This window comes from Microbacterium sp. A20, assembly GCF_004794515.1.
Classification (GTDB): Bacteria; Actinomycetota; Actinomycetes; order Actinomycetales; family Microbacteriaceae; genus Microbacterium.
In genome coordinates this window covers 16,776-34,554 of the sequence record NZ_SSDF01000072.1, presented here as the reverse complement: position 1 = coordinate 34,554, position 17,779 = coordinate 16,776, and the positions used below count along the sequence as shown (strand labels likewise).

The following is a 17,779-nucleotide window of genomic DNA, read 5'->3' as shown; positions in this document are numbered from 1 at the left end:
CCCGTCGCATCGCTCTGAACCCGTGCGAGCCGCTACGGCTGCTGTGTGGGATCGGAGCGCCGCGGCGGTGCGTCCCCGTCGTCCGGGTTCTCCGGACGTTCAGGAGCATCGACGGTCGTCGTCTGCGAGGAGGGTTCTGCCGAAGATCCCTGGTCCTGCGCGGTCGGGGTGCTCCCACGCTCGATTCCCAGCTCCTGGCTGTCACTGAGCACCTGCGGGTGGTAGCGGGCGAGGCCCACCACCCCCCACACGGCGATGGCGCCGGCGATGGCGAAGATGACCATGACCCACGGCGGCGCGGCTGCGGCCTCGCCGAGCACGATCATGCCGATCAGAACCGCGACGAGCGGATCGACGACCGTGAGGCCGGCGATCACCAGGTCGGGAGGTCCCGAACTGTACGCGGTCTGCACGAAGTACCCGCCGACCGCGGCTGCCGCGAGGAGCGCGACGACGCAGATCGCGGTGATCCACTCGAACTGACCAGCCTCGATGCGCTTGATGATGACCTTGGCGAGGGTGGCGACGAAGCCGTACAGCACACCGGCGCCGACCACGTAGAACAGCGCCCGCATGCGGTGACGGAGTATCAGCCAGCAGGCCCCGAGCACGATGATGACCACCAGCAGGAGGGCGAGGATCACGAAGAGCTCGCGTTCGGTCACCTCCTGCTCCGTGGCGTAGATCGCGGCGAAGAAGACGAAGAGGAAGATGCCGCCGACGCAGCAGGCGATAGCCGTGAGCGATTGTCTCGTCGGGGCATGACCCGACACTCTGGCGTTCAGGAGGGTCGTGATGACGAGGGCGATCGCTCCGAGGGGCTGGACGACGATCAGCGGGGCCTTGACGAGCGCGGCGAGCTGACAGACCACCGCCAGCCCGAGCATGAGCGTGCCGACGAGCCAGGAGGGCCGGGTGAGCAGCCGTTTCAGCTGGTCGAAGCTCAGTCCCGACGCGCCATCTGCGCCGCTGAGACGCTCGACCTTCTCGACGCCGCGGTGCTGGTACTGCGCGCCGAGCGACATGAAAACCGCGCCGGCGAGAGCGAGCGGGATCCCGAGCAGGATGCCGGGATCCTGGAAGGCTCCGACGAGCTGATCGCCGACCTGTTCGGCCTCGTTCATCCATACCCCAGCAGTCACGGTACGAGCCTACCGGGCGAGCACCGCCGACTAGGGTTGTGACGTGGCTGTACTTCCGATTCGCATCATGGGCGACCCCGTCCTGCACTCCCCCGCGTCCCCCGTCGACGAGATCACCGACGACATCCGCACGCTCGTCTCCGACATGTTCGAGACCATGGACACCGCCCCGGGAGTCGGGCTGGCCGCCCCGCAGGTGGGCGTCCCCCTGCGCATCTACACCTACGCCTATGTGGACGACGACGATCAGCCGTGGCGCGGGGTGCTCATCAACCCCGTGCTCTGGATGGTGCCGCTCGAACCGGGTGATCCCGATCCCGACCTCGAGTCAGAGGGCTGCCTCTCGTTCCCCGGCGAACGATTCCCGCTGCGTCGCTCGGAGCGGGTCCACGTGACCGCGACCGACCTGGAGGGTCGGCCGGTCACGATCGACGTGGACGGATGGCGCGCACGGATCATGCAGCATGAGTTCGATCACCTCGACGGCATCCTCTACGTGGACCGGCTCTCCGACGGCGACTGGAAGACCGTGCAGAAGATCGCGCGCAAGCGCGGATGGGGCCGTCCTGGGGCGAGCTGGATGCCCGGCGTGGACGACCTCGAAGGCTGAGCCGAACCCCGACTGGAGATCGTGTCCCCGAAGGCACGAAGGAAGATCACGATGAAGCTGTACCGACGACCCTCTCTGCTGTTCGCCGCGGGCGCCCTGACGCTCGCGGTCGCCCTGGCCGGCTGCGGGACCGCTGAGCCCGCGGCGGAACGCACTCCGACCGACGATGGCGGCGGTGTCACGAAGAGCGAGGCTCCCGCTGTGGCTGTCGGTGACTGTCGACTCGAAGCCTCCAGCGGCCTTCCCGAAGACGCAGAGGTCGTCCCCTGCGCGGAACCGCACGACGAAGAGGTCTTCCACGACGTCGAGCTGCCCGAGGGCGCCTACTCGCAGGAGGCCGTCGAAGCCTCCTCCGCCGAGTGCGTCGGCGATGCGTTCACGGCATTCGTCGGCGTGGCCAGGGAGGAGTCCACGCTCGGCGTGTATCAGATTCCCCCGACGGAGGAGACGTGGGACGGACCCGAGGGGCGCGTCCTCTCCTGCGTGCTGTTCGACCCTGCCGGACAGATCGAGGGAACGCTGGAGGGCGCCGCGCGCTGAGCCAACACCGTCGTCGGTGACACTCAGCCGTCCGATGCGCGCAGCGCGAGCCACGCGGCGACACGATCGTCCGGGTCCGCCAGCGACAGCCCGATCAGATCCTCGATCCGTCGGATGCGTGCCGTCAGGGTCTGCCGGTGGATCCGCAGTCGGCTGGCACTCTCCCCCCACGCGCTGTTCGTGGCGAGGAAGACCCGCAGCGTCTCGATGAGCTCGGTCCCCTGATCCCCCGCACGGAGCGGATCGAGCAATCGCCCGACTCTGCCCACCTGCTCCCGATCGAGCTGACCGAGCACGAAGGACACGGTCGGTATCGCGGTGTAGCGAGCGACACGGTCGCCGCCCGTGCGTGCCGTCTCACACGCTTGACGGGCCTCGTCGACGCTCCGGGCGAGTGACTCCGTTGCGGCCGGGCGCCCCAGACCGAGGTACAGCGTCGATGCGAACGCCTCGACGCGATGCGCGATCTCCTCGGCGTGTTCTTCTCTCAGCAGGCCCTGGAAGAGCCCTCGCTGGGAGGTGAAGACATGCTCGGCACCCAGTTCGTCCAGCCAGACAGCGAGCAGATGTTCGACGTCGACGCCGCTCGTGCGCGATGCCAGAGCGAATCCGACCAGACTCCGTTCGTGCACGCCCCAGCGGCGCAGCAGGCGCGCGGCGCCGTCGCCCCCCTCGAGCACCGTCTCGAGCATCATCGATCGGCCGAGTCGTTCGAGATGGCTGCTGTCGCGCGTCCTCATGAGCAGATCTAGCAGCGCAGCGGCCTGCGAGCTGAGTTCCCGGCCCCGGCCGGAGCTGTCGTTGCGCGGGGCGGTGACGAGCTGTGCGGTGATGTCCTGTCCGGGGCCCACGGGATGAACCTGCAGCGCTCGATGACGAACCCGGACAGGCCGACCGATCGCGACCGCTATTGCGTCGTCGATGTGGAGGCTCCCCGCGCCAGCAGTCGTGATCACTTCGCCGTGCCGGTCGAGCAGCACGGCCCATCCGTCGATCCGGTGTGCGAGTTCGGCGATGACACCCGTGATGCCGCTGCGTCGCGCCGCGAGGGTGAGGACCCGCATCGCGGAGGTGATCGCCCGCGCCTCCGCAGCCTGGTCGACGGCGAGAAGTGCCACGAGCCGAGGCATGAGCAGCTCCTGCGGCGTCCGCGCACCCACGATCGCGGTGATCCGCGCCGTGGAGAGCACCTGGCGGAGAGAAGGTGTGTCTGCGCTCGTGACGAGCACGATGCCGCGCAGGAGCGTTATGCGTTCCGGATCGTCGACGAGCGCGAGGACCGCCCGCTCGTCCGTCGTGACGAGCGTCGTGAAGAGCCGGTCGGTCGGGACGCCGAACGCGTCGATCGCGACGACCGAGTTCACGTGTCGTGCGCTGGGGACCTCCCCGTGCAGGAGCTCGCCATCCAGGTACCGCGCCACGGAGACGACATCACGAACCATGTCTCGATCATACGAAATGTCGAGAGCAGGCGAGGCGCTTCACACATTTGTCGGATGCCCTGAGCGCGTGCGCTCTCCTAGCATCGTGCGCATCCCCTCTCCACCCGAAGGATGTCATGAAAGCTGTTGTCTTCCGCGATCCGCAGTCACCGATCGAATTCGTCGACGTCGACCTCGCGCCGCCGCGCGCCGGCGAGGTCCGTGTGCGAATCGCGGCCGCCGGCGTGTGCCACTCGGACCTGCACGTCAAGCGCGGCGAATGGGATGCCGCTGCTCCCCTGGTCATGGGGCACGAGGGATCCGGTGTCGTCACCGAACTCGGCGAAGGCGTGACCACGCTCGCCGTCGGCGATCACGTGGTTCTGAGCTGGGTGCCGCCGTGCGGCGAGTGCCGCTACTGCCGAGCCGGCCACGAGGCCCGGTGCCAGAAGGTCGCGACGGTGGTCGCACCGCTCGGGGTCCTGTTCGATGGAACTTCGCGTCTCAGCCTCGACGGCGAGACGCTGCACCACTATCTCGGCGTCTCCTCGTTCGCCGAGGAGGTCGTCGTACCCGCGTCGGGTGCCGTGAAGGTCCGCGACGACGCACCGCTCGACGTCGTCGCCGTCGTCGGGTGCGCCGTGGCCACGGGAGTGGGCGCCGTGCTCAACACCGCCGCAGTCGAACCCGGCTCCACCGTCGCGGTGATCGGGTGCGGCGGCGTGGGCCTCAACGTCGTCCAGGGGGCGCGACTCGCCGGCGCGGAACGCATCGTCGCGATCGACGTGCGACCCGAGAAGACCCAGCTGGCGCTGCAGTTCGGCGCGACCGATCGCATCGACGCCTCGCAGGGTGACGCCGTCGCGCAGCTCCGTGAACTGATCTCCGACGGGGTCGACTATGCGTTCGATGCCATCGGACGCACCAGCACGACGGAACAGTCGATCCAGATGCTCGGACTCGGCGGCGCCGCCGTGATCGTGGGACTCCCCCCGACGGGCGCCCGCGCCTCGTTCGAGCCCCTCGTGCTCGCCGAGGCCGATCAGCGCATCCTCGGATCGAACTACGGATCCGTGCGGCCCTCGATCGACGTTCCCGCTCTGGTCGACCGGTACATGGACGGTCAGCTCAAGATCGACCCCCTGATCTCAGGACGGCGCCCTCTGTCCGAGGCCGCGGCCGCGCTCGACGACCTCGAGACCGGGTCGGCGCTCCGCACCCTCCTCATCCCCTGACCGCGCACCGCGGCCCCTCACCCCTGAAACCCGAATCCAGGAGAACCCATGTCTGACACCGTCGTCGCCCCACCCGGCGCGCCCAAGGATGCCGGTCTTCGCACCGGCGTCATGAGCGGCCCCGAACTCGCGGCGCAGGCCATCGCCAACATCGCCCCCAGCGCCGTCATCGCCTTCACCGCGGCGGCGATCTTCCTCGGTGCAGGAAACGGCACCATCTACGCCTTCGCTCTGGCGACCATCGTCATCCTGTGCGTCGGCTACTGCGTCGTCGTGTTCGCTCGTAAGCACGCCTCGGCCGGATCGCTGTACACCTATGTCTCGAAGGGGCTCGGACCGTTCGGTGCCTTCCTCGCCGGCGTCACCCTGCTGATCGGATGCTTCGGCATCGCCGCCGCCTCCCTCAGCGGTTCCGTCAGCTACATGGCGCAGTTCCTCCGCATGCTCGGCCTTCCGGCCCAGGGACTCGGATGGGACATCGGCCTCGCCGTGATCCTCGGCGGGCTGGCGACGCTGTTCACCATCCGCGGCATCCGTCTGTCGGCTCGGGTCTCGCTCGTGCTCGAGCTCGTCTCGGTCGGCATCATCCTCGTGCTGTTGGTCGCGGCGCTCATCTGGGCAGGACCGGCCGCGTGGGATCCCGCGCAGGTGCTCGCCACCGGCTCGTCGTTCCAGGGAGTGGCATCGGGCATGGTGCTCGGCATCCTCGGTTTCGTCGGGTTCTCCTCCGCTGACGCACTCGGTCGCGAGGCCAAGGAGCCGTACAAGGCGATCCCCCGCGCGATCATGTGGAGCGCGCTCGGCGTCGGCGTCCTGTACGTGTTCGCCGCGTATACGCAGATCACGGTCCTCGGCGACGACCTCGCCACCTCGGCCAGCCCGCTGGAGAGCATGTCGGCTCTCATCGGCATGCCGGGCTGGTTCGCCGCCGCCCTCACGATCGGCGTCTCGGCCTCGTTCTTCGCGGTCGTCGTCGCTCCACTCAACGTCATCGGGCGCATCGTGTACGTGATGGGCAAGGAGGGCGTGGTCGCCGAGCGATTCGGCCGCACCCATGAGCAGCACCTGACCCCGCACCGCGTGTTGATCATCGCCGGCGCGGCCGCGATCACCGTGGACATCGTGCTGCTGCTCTCCGGCGCGGCCACCGGCGACATCCTCGTCTGGGTCAACACCTGGGGAACATACGGCTACATGGTCGCCTATGCCCTCGTCGCGATCGCCTGCGTCGTCTACACGCAGCGGGCGAAGATGCGCAACGGACTCGTCAAGGTGTGCGCGACCATCGCGGTCGTCACCATGGCGTACGTGTTCTTCGCCAACGTCTGGCCCGTCCCGGCGTTCCCGTACAACGTGATCCCGTACATCTTCCTCGCGACCGTCGCCCTCGCGCTGACCCGGTGCCTCTACCTGGCGCGACGTCGGCCCGACGTGATCGCCCGGATCGGCAACACCGAGACGAGTGCGATGGAGGGCGTGGGCTGACCCCGCCTCGCCGCTGACGAGAAGAGCCCCTTCGATCGAAGGGGCTCTTCTCGTCGCATCGGCCGCTCGACCCCGCCGGGAACGAGAAAACCCCCTCCGTGGAGGGGGTTTTCTCGTTGGCTCCCCGGCTTGGACTCGAACCAAGAACCTGCCGGTTAACAGCCGGCTGCTCTGCCAATTGAGCTACCGAGGAATGTGCCCGCTCAGCGGGCAACTCGACAAGCTTAGCAAACTCCGGACCGACTTCATGACACCGGGGCACCCTTCGCGGATGCCGGGCGTGTCGTTCTCAGCGGCGGGAATCCGACTCCGCATTCGGCACCCACAGCAGGTCGCGTCCGACGCCGCGGGCGACCACGTGACCGGCGCGCAGCATGAGCGTCTCGGCGTTGAGCTCGCGAATGAAGTCCGCATCGTTGGTGACGAGCAGCGCTGCCATCCCCTGCTCCTTCCGGCGTCGGGTGATGGCGTCGAAGACCACCGGCCGCACTTCGAGATCGAGGTTCGCGAGGATCTCGTCGGCGATCAGCACCTTCGGCTCCAGGACGAACGAACGCGCGATCGCGACCCGCTGACGCATTCCGGCGCTGAGCTCGTACGGGAACTTGGCCGCGGTGCCGAGCGGAAGGTGCAGCTCGTCCAGGAGCGTCGCCACACGGATCGAGAGCGCCTTGGTGTTGACCTTGCGCTCGCGGACGAGGATCGGCTCGGCGATGACCTCGTTCACGGTCAAGCGCGGCGGCAGGTCGGCCCCCGCCCCCTGCGGCACGAAGCCGGTGCGGTAGGTCAGGATGCGGTGTTTGCGTCCCGGCCGGCGCACATCGACGCCGCACACCTGCGCGCTTCCACCGACGACCTTCACCGAGGGGTCGGTGGAACCTGCGAGAGCCGCGACCAGCGTCGACTTCCCGGATCCCGTGGGACCGGCGACGCAGATCAGTCCCCCGGGAGCGAGAGCGAAGGTGACGCCGTCGACGGCGCGGTTCGGCATCCCGTGGCCGATACGGTCGATCACCAGATCCGAGCAATCGATCGCGTTCGTGGATTCTGGCCTGCGGGACATATGTCCATCCTGCCTTCTTCGCGGTGCCGGTCGGCGTTACGACTCGGCGAACCTCTGACGCTCGGCATCGATGTCGCGCAGGCGCATCCGCAACGCACGGCCACCGTCGGAATCGGCCGGCACCCGCTGCACGGCGCCGAGGAGCTCCTGCTTGTCACGCTCGAGCTGACGCAGGACGAGTCGTCGGGCGAGGTCGGCGACAGTGGCGACGGCGCGCTCCTCGTCGCGAGCGGGGAAAGGCGTCATCAGCAGCTCACCCGCCAGCGAACGGTAAGGCTCGCGGACGCTGTTGACAGCCTCCGTCACCCAGCCGGCCCTGGTGCGGTCGGGTGCTGACGCCACGGCTTCGCGCACGGCGTCGAGACCGGGGGTGCGGAACGGCATGCCCAGCGCTCGGCTCAGGAGTGCCTGATCGACCTGATGCCCGTACTGCAGAGCGCCCATCAGCGCGTCACGCTCGACCGCGACATCGGGGGTGCGTGGAAGGCTCGCGAGGGTGACCGGTGCCACGACCGACGCACCGGTGGCGGGATCGACCTGCGGAACTTCGCGACGCGGATGCTGCGGCGTGGAACCGCCGCGTGCCGCCCGCTCGACCTCGCTGCGCACCTCCGTCGGATCCATCCCGAGTCGCCGTGCCAGGACACGCTCGTAACCCGGACGAAGAAGCTGATCGCGGATCTCGGCCACGATCGGCGCCGCAGCCCTCAGCGCACCGACGCGCCCCTCGACGGTTGCGAGGTCGAAACCGCCCAGCTTGCGATCGATCGCGAACTCGAACATCGGCTGCTTGGTGTCCATCAGACCCCGCACGGCCGCATCGCCGCGCTGGAGGCGCAGATCGCACGGGTCGAGCCCGTCGGGCGCCACCGCCACGAACGTCTGCGCGTTGAACCGATCGTCTTCCGTAAACGCTCGCAGCGCGGCCTTCTGGCCGGCCTCGTCGCCGTCGAAGGTGAAGACGACTTCGCCCGACGCGTTGTCATCACCCATCACACGCCGCAGCACCTTGATGTGGTCGGTGCCGAAGGCCGTGCCACACGTCGCGATGGCGGTGGTGAGGCCGGCGAGGTGACAGGCCATCACATCGGTGTACCCCTCGACCACGACGACTCGCCGGGGGTCGCCGCGTGCGATGTCGCGCTTGGCGAGGTCGAGCCCGTAGAGCACCTGAGCCTTCTTGTAGATCGGGGTCTCAGGGGTGTTCAGGTACTTCGGGCCGTTGTCGTCGTCGAAGAGCTTGCGCGCGCCGAAGCCGATCGTCTGCCCCGACACATCGCGGATCGGCCATACCAGGCGTCCGCGGAACCGGTCGTAGACGCCGCGCTGTCCGGTGGAGACCAGTCCGGCGTTGCTCAGCTCTTCGCGTGTGAAGCCTTGCGCGGTGAGCGCCTTGAGCATGCCGTCCCAGCCGCGCGGCGCGAAGCCGACACCGAAATGCGCGGCGGCTCCGGCATCGAAGCCGCGCTCCCCGAGAAACCGGCGGCCGGCCTCGGCATCCGGGGTCAGCAGCTGCGCGCGGAAGAACTCCGCGGCCGCGGTGTTCGCGGCATAGAGACGACTGCGCCCACTGGTCTCGGGTGCCGCTCCCCCGTCTTCGTAGTGCAGCGTGTACCCGATGCGGCCAGCGAGACGCTCGACCGCCTCCGTGAAGCTGACATGGTCCATCTCCCGCAGGAACGAGTACACGTCACCCGACTCGCCGCAGCCGAAGCAGTGGTAGTACCCCACCTGCTGGCGCACGTGGAAACTCGGGCTCTTCTCGTCGTGGAACGGGCACAGCCCCTTGAGCGAACCCACGCCCGCCGACTTCAGCGCGACGCGCTCACCGACGATGTCGGCGATGTTCGTGCGCGCCTTGACCTCGTCGACATCGGCCTGCCGGATGCGTGGCATCAGTGTGCCCCTTCGGCGACGGGCCGCCTCTCGGCGTGCGCCCGAGCCCCGGGTCGGGCATGACGAGGAGTCCAGATACCGACCTCGGCAGGATCGATCTCTCCGACTAGCCGGTTGTGCCAATCGATCGCGCTCTGGTCGGTGAGGCTCGCGATCTGATCGACGACCACCCTGGCACGCTCGGCATCGCTCTCCGCCGCGATGAAGTCGGCAGCGAACGCGGGCTCGAGCACGTCGGATCCGGCGGACCACAGAGCGTCGGTCGACCAGAGCGCCTCGGCGAGCCGCGTCAGAACACGCCGCTGCTCCTTGTACACGCCCTTGCGGGCCTCGATCGTGACGATGGCCTGCCCCATGATGCCCTTGAGCACGGCGATCTCGACCTCGATCACCCGGGGCACGATCACGTGGGCGTTGTAGCGCACCAGGGCCGTGGTCCCGTAGGCCTCCTTGGTGGCGGCGACCGCGGCTTTGGCGAATCGGCCGATCAAGTCGCTCGTGAGGTTCTTGAGCCGGGCGAGCGCCTGCCGCGAGCGGTCGAAGGACGCCAGCCACATCGGCTGGGACGACAGGCGGTACAGCGCATCCGCCAGCTCGTCGCGAGTGAAGTCGTATCCGACCCACTGCTGGATGCGGCCGAGGAGCGCGTCGTGAGCGCTCGGATCGGCGAGCTGCGCCACGTCGACGTACCCGTTGACGATCGCGTCTTCGAAGTCGTGCACCGAGTACGCGATGTCGTCGGAGAGATCCATGATCTCGGCCTCGATGCAGCGCAGGCGTCCGGGGGCACCCTCGCGCATCCAGCGGAAGACGGCCTCGTCCTCGGGATACACGCCGAACTTGAGCCGCCCGCCGGGGTCGGGCACCGGGCTGTCGACCGTCCACGGGTACTTGCACGTCGCGTCCAGGCTGGCGCGGGTCAGGTTCAGACCGACCGAGCGGTCATCGTCGTCGAGCACCTTGGCCTCGAGCCGGGAGAGGATGCGCAGCGACTGGGCGTTGCCCTCGAACCCGCCGATCGGAGCCGCCCACTCGTTGAGCGCGCGCTCGCCGTTGTGTCCGAACGGCGGGTGGCCCAGGTCATGGCTCAGGCAGGCGGTGTCGACCACATCGGCCGAGACGCCGAGAGCGACAGCGAGTTCCCGCCCGACCTGCGCGACCTCGAGCGAATGGGTGAGTCGATTGCGGGCGAAGTCGGCTGTGCTCGCGGGGCTCAGCACCTGCGTCTTCGCGGCGAGCCGACGCAGGGCGGCGGAGTGCAGCACGCGGGCGCGGTCACGGGCGAAATCGTTGCGCTCGGATCGATGGGTCTCGGCGAAGAAGCGCTCGGCGTCGCGAGCGTCGTAGCCGTCGGCACGCAGGCCGACCTGAGGATCAACCGCCACTGTTCTCGATCTCCGCTCCACGCATCATCTCCGAGGCCGACGAGGCGAGCTCTCGCGATTCCAGCCACTTGTCCGGCAGTGCCGTGCGCTTCGGGTGCCCGGAGCGTCCGCGCTGCCCCTCGGCATCCGCACCGGGATATGGGGCGGTGTGATCGAGGCGCCCGAGGAGGTCATCGATCTCGGCGAGGCTGGATGCGGTGGCGAGCCCGGTGCGGATATCGCCGCCGACCGGGTATCCCTTGAAGTACCAGGAGACGTGTTTGCGGATGTCGCGGCACCCGCGATCCTCGTCCTCGAAGAACTCCACCAACAGCTCGGCATGCCGACGGAAGGCATCCGCGACGAACCCGAGGGTGGCATCGACCGTCTTGCCCTCGCCGCCGAATGCGGTGGCGAGCTCACCGAACAGCCACGGCCGCCCGAGGCAGCCACGTCCGACCACGACGCCGTCGCAGTCGGTCTGCGCCATCATGCGCACGGCATCGTCGGCGGACCAGATGTCGCCGTTGCCCAGCACGGGGATGCTCGTGACGGCCTGCTTCAGCTCGCCGATCGCGTTCCAGTCGGCGTGACCGGAGTAGAACTCGCCGGCGGTGCGCGCGTGCAGGGCCACGGCGGCCGCACCGGCATCCTCCGCCGCGCGCCCGGCGTCGAGGAAGGTCAGGTGATCCTTGTCGATTCCCTTGCGCATCTTGACCGTGAGCGGCACGTCACCCGCGGCCTTGACGGCCTGGTCGACGATGTCGGCGAACAGCTTCGATTTCCAGGGAAGCGCTGCTCCCCCGCCGCGGCGGGTGACCTTCGGCACAGGACACCCGAAGTTGAGGTCGATGTGGTCGGCGTGGTCTTCCGCGACGATGATGCGCACGGCCTCGGCGATCGTCTTCGGGTCGACTCCGTAGAGCTGGATGGACCGCGGGGTCTCCGACTCGTGGTGTCGGATCAGCCGCATGGTCGTCTCGTTGCGCTCGACCAGCGCACGCGAGGTGATCATCTCGCTCACGTAGAGCCCGGCGCCGTACTCGCGGCAGAGGCGCCGGAAGGCGGTGTTGGTGATACCCGCCATGGGTGCGAGGACGACCGGCACGTCGAGGTCGATCGGGCCGATGCGAAGGGGGCGGGCGGGGGCGGTGGCGATAGTCATGTCCTGTCCATTCTCCCAGACGCGGAGCCAGGAGGGATGCTGCGACCTAAGCTGTGAATATGACCGATTCCGCGCTCCGTTCGATCCCGTTCACCGATGCGAAGGGCGAGGAGAAGACGCTCGACGATCTCGGCGCCGACGTGGTGCTGGTGGTCAACGTGGCGTCCAAGTGCGGCCTCACCCCGCAGTACGAGCAGCTCGAGGAACTGCAGCGCCTCTACGGCGACCGCGGCTTCACCGTCGTCGGCTTCCCCTGCAACCAGTTCTTCGGCCAGGAGCCGGGCTCCGTGGACGAGATCCTCGAGTTCTGCTCGACGACCTACGGCGTCTCCTTCCCCGTCACAGACAAGGTCAAGGTGAACGGCAAGAACGCCTCGGAGCTGTACAAGGCGCTCAAGGAGACCCCGGACGCGGGTGGCAAGGCCGGCCGTGTCGAGTGGAACTTCGAGAAGTTCCTCGTGCTGCCCGACGGCGACGTGCTGCGGTTCCGTCCGAAGCAGAAGCCGGACGCCCCCGAGATCGTCAGCGCGATCGAAGCAGCGCTGACCCGCTGAACCAGGGCGGATCCGACACGGTGTCGGCCGTCGTTCACCTCCGCGTCAACCGCGCCCTCCGCTGATCCGCCCGCGAACACGGGTCTCGTTCACCCCCTCGTCAGCCCGACGCCATCTGGCATCCCTAGTCTCACCGCGGCGAACATCGCCGAAGACGAAGGAGACCACGCATGACCGACCGCCTGCCGATCAGCCGACGCACCGTCCTCACCGCCGGAGCGCTCGGCGCTCTCGGCACCGCCCTGCCCCTCGGCACCGCCCAGGCCGCCGCGGCCTCCGACATCGCCCCGGCGGGCGCCGGATCCGGCCGAGGCCTGCGGTTCCGCGCCGACGGCACCTTCAAGGTGGTCCAGTTCAACGACACACAGGACGATGAGCTCACCGACCGCCGCACGGTCGAGCTGATGGAGAAGGTGCTCGACCAGGAGAAGCCCGACTTCGTGGTGATCAACGGCGACGTGATCACCGGCGGATGCGAGACCCGGCTCGCCGTCAAGCAGGCGATCAACAACGTCGTCACGCCGATGGAGTCCCGGCGGATCCCCTGGGCGGTCACCTACGGCAACCACGACGAGGACTCGCTCCCGCAGTCGGGCGTCGACGAGGCGGGGATGCTGAAGATCTATCGCTCGTACGAGTACAACGTGAACGCCGAGAGCACGCGGGGCGTGACCGGCACCAGCAACACGATCGTCTCGATCGGCTCGGCTGCCCGGAAGAACCGCGAGGCGTTCGCCCTGTGGCTGATGGACTCGGGGCGCTACGCCCCCGGCACCATCGACGGCCAGGACTTCGCCGGATACCCGACCTGGGACTGGCTGCGGATGGACCAGGTGGCCTGGTACCGCGAGCAGTCGCAGCAGCTCGAGCGGCGTCGCGGGCGCAAGGTGCCGGGGCTGATGTTCCTGCACATCGCCCTCTGGGAGCACCGCTTCATGTGGTGGGGCGGCGTCGACACCCGCACCGAGGCCGATGCCGCACGCGGCAGGGCACGACACGGAATCGTCGGAGAGCGCAACGAGGACGAATGCCCCGGCCCGTTCAACTCGGGGATGTTCAACGCGATCCTCGAGCGCGGCGACGTGAAGGGCGTGTTCGTCGGCCACGACCACATCAACGACTACGTGGGCGACTACTACGGCGTCATGCTCGGCTACGCCCCAGGAACCGGCTTCGGCGCGTACGGTCTCGACGGCGCCGAGCGCAACCGCATGCGCGGCGGACGGGTCTTCGAGCTCAAGGAAGCCGGTGACGAGGTGACGATCGCGACGCGCGTCGTGTACGCGCGCGAGCTCGGCATCGATCTCACCGCGAACGACCAGCCGATGCAGCCGCTGCCGCTGGGCCCGCGCCAGCAGCGGATCTGACGCTCAGACAGGAAGACGGCGGGAACCCGTTCGGGTTCCCGCCGTCTCCGTATGCGCGTTGCCGTCGATCTCAGGCCTCGACGGGTTCGTCCCGCTTGGCCCAGAGGTCGCGGATCACGTTCTCGAATGCCTCCGGCGGCTGCGCACCGCTGATGCCGTACTGGCCGTCGACCACGAAGAACGGCACGCCCTGGATGCCGTAGGCCCGCGCCTGCGCCTGATCCTGACGCACGGCCGGGAGGTACTGCTCGCTCTCGAGCGCCGCACGGGCGCGGTCGGCGTCGAGGCCCACCTCAGTCGCGAGGGCGACGAGGTCATCGATGCGCCCGACGTGCTTGCCCTCGGTGAAGTAGGCGGACATGAGCCGCTCCTCCATCTCGTGCTGCAGCCCCTCGGCCTTCGCGAAGTGCAGCAGCTCGTGCGCCTTCACGGTGTTGGTGTGCTGCAGGATGTCGAAGCGGTACTCGAGCCCCGCGTTCGCCGCGACACCGGTCACGTTCGATAGCATCTGCTCGACCTGCTCCCGCGGCATGCCCTTGTGCCCCGCGAGGAAGTCGATCTCGTCGCCGTCGAAGTCGACCGGGGTGTCGGGCGACAGCTCGAACGAGTGGAACGTGATGTTGACCTGCGGCGCGTCCTCATCGGCGGCGACCGCTTCGAGACCCTTCTCGAGGTTGCGCTTGCCGATGTAGCACCAGGGGCAGGCGATGTCGGACCAGATGTCGATGGAGATGGGTTCAGTCACACTTTCATCCAACCGCATGCGCCTATGAGCTATTCCGAGGCCCCTGCGCTTCCCGCACCTCACGATCGTCCGACTCCGGGATCCCCGCGAGACCGAGCGGTGGCTCCGGGCTCAGGCGGGAGCGTCCGGGGTGTCGATCGCCCCGCCGAAGCGACGGTCCCGAGACAGGTAGATGTCGATCGCGCGCCAGAGCTCCTCGCGCGAGAAGTCCGGCCACAGGGTGTCGAGGAAGACCATCTCGGCGTACGCCGACTCCCACAGCAGGAAGTTCGAGGTGCGCTGCTCCCCCGAGCTTCGTAGGAACAGGTCGACGTCGGGCATGTCCGGCACGTACAGGTTCCGGCGGATCATCTTCTCGGTGATGGCCTTCGGCTTCACCCGACCGGCGGCGACGTCCTCGGCGATGGCCCGCATCGCGTCGACGAGCTCGACCCTGCCGCCGTAGTTGACGCACATCGTGAGGGTGAGCACGTCGTTGCCGCGGGTGAGCTGCTCCGCGTGCTGCAGCTCTTTGATGACGCTGCCCCAGAGACGGGGCTTGCGGCCGGCCCAGCGGATGCGCACCCCCCATTCGTTGAGCTGGTCGCGGCGGCGGTGCAGCACATCGCGGTTGTAACCCATGAGGAAGCGCACCTCCTCGGGAGAGCGCGCCCAGTTCTCGGTCGAGAAGGCGTACACGGAGAGATGCTTCACACCGGCCTGGATGGCACCGGCGACGACGTCGAGCAGCACCTCCTCGCCCGCTTTGTGCCCTTCGATCCGGTTGAGCCCCCGACGGTTGGCCCAGCGCCCGTTGCCGTCCATCACGATCGCGACGTGCTCGGGCACGGCCCGGAACGCCGGCGGGTGCACGCCCGTCCAATCCAGTGGGCGGTATGGCACCGCATCCTTGTGCGTGTAGGGCTTCGGGCTCATCGTGGTCCTTCCGACGAGATGTCCGACACATGGGCGAGCGAGCGGATGCCGCGCTCCAGGTGCCATTGGGCGTAGGCGGAGACGAGTCCGGACGCGGCTGCGGTGTCGGCGTGCGGGGACGCGTCGATGACGTCCCACTCACCCGAGATCAAGGCGCGGAGCAGGGTCAACGTCTGCTCGGCGACGCGCGGGCTGCCGGCCGGGGCGCAGTTCGTGCACACCAGTCCGCCCAGCTGCGCGACGAACCGGGAGTGCGGGCCCGGCGTGCCACAGCGCGCGCATTCATCGAGGGAGGGCGCCCATCCGGAGAGGGACATGACCCGCAGGAGATAGGAGTCCAGGATGCTGCGCGCGACGTGCTCTCCGCGCGACAGAGCCCTCAGCCCGCCCACGAGGAGCAGGTACTGATCGGGGGTGGCCTCGGCGTCGCTCAGCCGGTCGGCCGTCTCCACCATCGCGTTCGCCGCGGTGAACCGGTCGTAGTGCGCCGCGATGTCCGTGCCGTAGGAGCCGAGCGATTCCGCCTGCTGCACGATGTCGAGCGAGCGCCCCTGATACAGCTGCACGTCGGCGACCATGAACGGCTCGAGCCTGGCGCCGAACTTCGACGACGTGCGGCGCACCCCCTTCGCGACAGCGCGGACCTTGCCGTGGCGCCGCGAGAGCATGGTGACGATGCGATCCGCCTCACCGAGCTTGTGAGTGCGCAGGATCACCGCTTCGTCTCGGTAGGTGGGCACCCCTCGATTATCCTCCGTACGGGAGAATGGTCGGGTGACCGAACCGCTCTTCACCATTCCGCTGTGGGCGGACCTGCTCGGCGTCGGCCTGGGCGGGGTCCAGGGCGCGATGTTCGCATCGGGGTTTCAAGGTCAGCGACGCCTCGACTGGCTCGGCGTCGCGATCATCGGCATCATGATCGGGATGGGCGGCGGTCTCATCCGCGACATCCTGCTCGGGCAGACGCCGGCCACCCTGCAGAACCAGTGGTATCTCGTCACGGCGGCGGGGGCGGCACTCCTCGGCATGCTCCTCGCGGGTCTGTTCACCCGCCTGAACACCGCGATCGTCGTCCTCGATGCGGTGGTCATCGGGATGTTCGGTGCGTTCGGCACCAGCAAGGCCCTGGCCTTCGGCATCCCCGAGGTGCCCGCGGTGTTCATCGGGGTCTGCGCGGCCGTCGGCGGCAGCGTTCTCCGCGACATGCTGATGGGGCTGCCGACCGCGATCATGCACGTCGGCTCCCTCTATGCCGTCGCGGCCGGTGCCGGGTGCACGTTCATCGTCATCGCCGTGGCGCTGGGCATGCCCATCACGATCGCCGCGGTCGTCGGCATCGCCGTGACGACCGTGATCCGCATCCTCGCCGTCACGTTCGACGTCTCCCTCCCGGAGCAGCGCCGCATCTATCGACGCAAGGTCGCCGCCGAGACGGGCGCCATCGCGATCGTCAAGCCCCGCGCCGACAGCTGAGCCTCGGGATCAGGACCCGGCCCGCTCCTCGATGAGGATGCGGAGGCCGTCGAGCACCCGGGCCAGGCCGAACTCCCACGCGGCATCGGCGTCGTAGGCGGCGCCCAGGGATTCGCCCGCGGCCCGACCGACGGACTGCGCGAGCGGGTGCTCCTCCCCGAGGTGGGTCGACAGACGCGGTCCCGCCTCCGCCCAGAAAGCGCCGAGCTGCTCCTTCTCGGAGTTCTCCCGCATCCGGCTCGCCGCGGCCCGCACGAAGTCCAGGACGAACGACAGGGCGGCGTCGCGTTGCACGTCCCCCAGCCCGGTCTCATCGAACGCGTGCAGCTCGCGGTCGTACTTCGCGATCGTGCCGGGTCCGAGCGCGGCACGCTGGTCTGCGATGTCGACCAACCAGGTGTGCCCGCGCAACAGGTCGAGGTTGTCCTCGGCCACGGCGCGCACGTGATCGGACCATCCGGCTCCCGCGACCGACCGCACGATCATCCGTGCGTTCATCTGATCGACCATCAGCACCAGCAGGTCATCGCGGCTGTTGACATGCGTGTAGATCGACATAGGCGGGAGCTCGAGCGACTGCGCGAGGGCGCGGATCGTCACGGTGGCCAGGCCTCCGCGATCGGCGAGCTCGATCGCGCGCGAGACGACCTCCGCCGTCGAATGCCGCGCCCGGGGTCCGCGCCGCCCGCCGGCGGCAGCCGAGTCATCCCGCCAGAGGAGATCCACCAGATTCTTGGCCATATCGGAATAATCCTCTCACGCGGCGACTTAACCATGTACGTTGTACGTAGTTTAGACAGGAGA

17 protein-coding genes and 1 tRNA gene are annotated in these 17,779 nt (G+C 68.5%); 7 read left to right on the top strand and 11 right to left on the bottom strand.

Annotation, left to right across the window (positions count from 1 at the left end):
- Nucleotides 1-32: 32 nt before the first annotated feature.
- Entirely contained in the window at nucleotides 33-1,124 is a 1,092-nt protein-coding gene (locus tag DW298_RS08525) for a DMT family transporter (RefSeq protein ID WP_240745076.1), read from the bottom strand.
- Between the two features lie 61 nt (nucleotides 1,125-1,185).
- Between DW298_RS08525 and def the strand changes: the two genes are divergently transcribed.
- The gene (def, locus tag DW298_RS08520; RefSeq protein ID WP_136042023.1) at nucleotides 1,186-1,752 is read left to right on the top strand and encodes a peptide deformylase; all 567 of its coding nucleotides are present in this window, start codon (nucleotides 1,186-1,188) and stop codon (nucleotides 1,750-1,752) included.
- A 51-nt stretch (nucleotides 1,753-1,803) separates the two neighbouring features.
- Entirely contained in the window at nucleotides 1,804-2,292 is a 489-nt protein-coding gene (locus tag DW298_RS08515; RefSeq protein WP_136042022.1) for a septum formation family protein, read from the top strand.
- A gap of 23 nt (nucleotides 2,293-2,315) precedes the next feature.
- On the opposite strand, the gene DW298_RS08510 is transcribed toward DW298_RS08515, so the two are convergent.
- A complete protein-coding gene (locus DW298_RS08510; protein WP_136042021.1) occupies nucleotides 2,316-3,734 on the bottom strand; it encodes a helix-turn-helix domain-containing protein in 1,419 nt (472 codons plus the stop codon).
- Between the two features lie 116 nt (nucleotides 3,735-3,850).
- Here DW298_RS08510 and DW298_RS08505 point away from each other — a divergent pair, with 116 nt between their 5' ends.
- The gene (locus DW298_RS08505; RefSeq protein WP_136042020.1) at nucleotides 3,851-4,948 is read left to right on the top strand and encodes a Zn-dependent alcohol dehydrogenase; all 1,098 of its coding nucleotides are present in this window, start codon (nucleotides 3,851-3,853) and stop codon (nucleotides 4,946-4,948) included.
- Nucleotides 4,949-4,996: 48 nt separating this feature from the next.
- Nucleotides 4,997-6,433, top strand: coding sequence for an APC family permease (locus tag DW298_RS08500; RefSeq protein ID WP_136042019.1), 1,437 nt, complete (start codon nucleotides 4,997-4,999; stop codon nucleotides 6,431-6,433).
- 117 nt (nucleotides 6,434-6,550) lie between these two features.
- Here the strand turns inward: DW298_RS08500 and DW298_RS08495 are convergent.
- From DW298_RS08495 to dusB, 5 genes are all read right to left on the bottom strand, one after another.
- Nucleotides 6,551-6,626, bottom strand: a tRNA-Asn gene (locus DW298_RS08495).
- Nucleotides 6,627-6,722: 96 nt separating this feature from the next.
- A complete protein-coding gene (locus DW298_RS08490; RefSeq protein ID WP_136042018.1) occupies nucleotides 6,723-7,496 on the bottom strand; it encodes an ATP-binding cassette domain-containing protein in 774 nt (257 codons plus the stop codon).
- Nucleotides 7,497-7,532: 36 nt separating this feature from the next.
- Nucleotides 7,533-9,392 carry a DNA primase gene (gene dnaG / locus DW298_RS08485; RefSeq protein ID WP_136042017.1) on the bottom strand — a complete coding sequence of 620 codons (1,860 nt, stop codon included), beginning with the start codon at nucleotides 9,390-9,392 and terminating at the stop codon, nucleotides 7,533-7,535.
- A complete protein-coding gene (locus DW298_RS08480) occupies nucleotides 9,392-10,777 on the bottom strand; it encodes a deoxyguanosinetriphosphate triphosphohydrolase (protein ID WP_136042016.1) in 1,386 nt (461 codons plus the stop codon). The genes dnaG and DW298_RS08480 overlap by 1 nt, the downstream gene beginning before the upstream one ends.
- Nucleotides 10,767-11,921 carry a tRNA dihydrouridine synthase DusB gene (dusB, locus tag DW298_RS08475; protein WP_136042015.1) on the bottom strand — a complete coding sequence of 385 codons (1,155 nt, stop codon included), beginning with the start codon at nucleotides 11,919-11,921 and terminating at the stop codon, nucleotides 10,767-10,769. Before dusB ends, DW298_RS08480 begins: the two co-directional genes overlap by 11 nt.
- 59 nt (nucleotides 11,922-11,980) lie before the next feature.
- Here dusB and DW298_RS08470 point away from each other — a divergent pair, with 59 nt between their 5' ends.
- Both DW298_RS08470 and DW298_RS08465 read left to right on the top strand, forming a co-directional pair.
- Nucleotides 11,981-12,475 (top strand): glutathione peroxidase, encoded by a 495-nt coding sequence (locus DW298_RS08470; RefSeq protein ID WP_136042014.1) that lies wholly within the window; start codon nucleotides 11,981-11,983, stop codon nucleotides 12,473-12,475.
- Between the two features lie 170 nt (nucleotides 12,476-12,645).
- Nucleotides 12,646-13,842, top strand: coding sequence for a metallophosphoesterase family protein (locus tag DW298_RS08465; RefSeq protein ID WP_168429528.1), 1,197 nt, complete (start codon nucleotides 12,646-12,648; stop codon nucleotides 13,840-13,842).
- A gap of 70 nt (nucleotides 13,843-13,912) precedes the next feature.
- Here the strand turns inward: DW298_RS08465 and DW298_RS08460 are convergent, their stop codons facing one another.
- The 3 genes from DW298_RS08460 to recO form a co-directional block, all read right to left on the bottom strand.
- On the bottom strand, nucleotides 13,913-14,587 hold the full coding sequence (locus tag DW298_RS08460; RefSeq protein ID WP_136042013.1) for a DsbA family oxidoreductase: 675 nt from the start codon (nucleotides 14,585-14,587) through the stop codon (nucleotides 13,913-13,915).
- A gap of 111 nt (nucleotides 14,588-14,698) precedes the next feature.
- Nucleotides 14,699-15,502: an isoprenyl transferase gene (locus tag DW298_RS08455; protein WP_136042012.1), complete on the bottom strand. Its 804-nt coding sequence runs from the start codon at nucleotides 15,500-15,502 to the stop codon at nucleotides 14,699-14,701.
- Nucleotides 15,499-16,242, bottom strand: coding sequence for a DNA repair protein RecO (gene recO / locus DW298_RS08450; protein WP_136042011.1), 744 nt, complete (start codon nucleotides 16,240-16,242; stop codon nucleotides 15,499-15,501). The genes DW298_RS08455 and recO overlap by 4 nt, the downstream gene beginning before the upstream one ends.
- A gap of 34 nt (nucleotides 16,243-16,276) precedes the next feature.
- On the opposite strand from recO, the gene DW298_RS08445 reads away from it, so the two are divergent.
- Nucleotides 16,277-16,975: a TRIC cation channel family protein gene (locus tag DW298_RS08445; protein ID WP_136042010.1), complete on the top strand. Its 699-nt coding sequence runs from the start codon at nucleotides 16,277-16,279 to the stop codon at nucleotides 16,973-16,975.
- A gap of 9 nt (nucleotides 16,976-16,984) precedes the next feature.
- On the opposite strand, the gene DW298_RS08440 is transcribed toward DW298_RS08445, so the two are convergent.
- Nucleotides 16,985-17,716 (bottom strand): TetR/AcrR family transcriptional regulator C-terminal domain-containing protein, encoded by a 732-nt coding sequence (locus DW298_RS08440; RefSeq protein WP_136042009.1) that lies wholly within the window; start codon nucleotides 17,714-17,716, stop codon nucleotides 16,985-16,987.
- Nucleotides 17,717-17,779 lie beyond the last annotated feature (63 nt).

Bases quoted from the DNA above. Each gene is read 5' to 3' on its own strand.
- DW298_RS08525 (WP_240745076.1), bottom strand. From the start codon at position 1,124: ATGAACGAGGCCGAACAGGTCGGCGATCAGCTCGTCGGAGCCTTCCAG.
- DW298_RS08515 (WP_136042022.1), top strand. From the start codon at position 1,804: ATGAAGCTGTACCGACGACCCTCTCTGCTGTTCGCCGCGGGCGCCCTG.
- DW298_RS08510 (WP_136042021.1), bottom strand. From the start codon at position 3,734: ATGGTTCGTGATGTCGTCTCCGTGGCGCGGTACCTGGATGGCGAGCTC.
- DW298_RS08505 (WP_136042020.1), top strand. From the start codon at position 3,851: ATGAAAGCTGTTGTCTTCCGCGATCCGCAGTCACCGATCGAATTCGTC.
- DW298_RS08500 (WP_136042019.1), top strand. From the start codon at position 4,997: ATGTCTGACACCGTCGTCGCCCCACCCGGCGCGCCCAAGGATGCCGGT.
- DW298_RS08490 (WP_136042018.1), bottom strand. From the start codon at position 7,496: ATGTCCCGCAGGCCAGAATCCACGAACGCGATCGATTGCTCGGATCTG.
- dnaG (WP_136042017.1), bottom strand. From the start codon at position 9,392: ATGCCACGCATCCGGCAGGCCGATGTCGACGAGGTCAAGGCGCGCACG.
- dusB (WP_136042015.1), bottom strand. From the start codon at position 11,921: ATGACTATCGCCACCGCCCCCGCCCGCCCCCTTCGCATCGGCCCGATC.
- DW298_RS08470 (WP_136042014.1), top strand. From the start codon at position 11,981: ATGACCGATTCCGCGCTCCGTTCGATCCCGTTCACCGATGCGAAGGGC.
- DW298_RS08465 (WP_168429528.1), top strand. From the start codon at position 12,646: ATGACCGACCGCCTGCCGATCAGCCGACGCACCGTCCTCACCGCCGGA.
- DW298_RS08455 (WP_136042012.1), bottom strand. From the start codon at position 15,502: ATGAGCCCGAAGCCCTACACGCACAAGGATGCGGTGCCATACCGCCCA.
- DW298_RS08440 (WP_136042009.1), bottom strand. From the start codon at position 17,716: ATGGCCAAGAATCTGGTGGATCTCCTCTGGCGGGATGACTCGGCTGCC.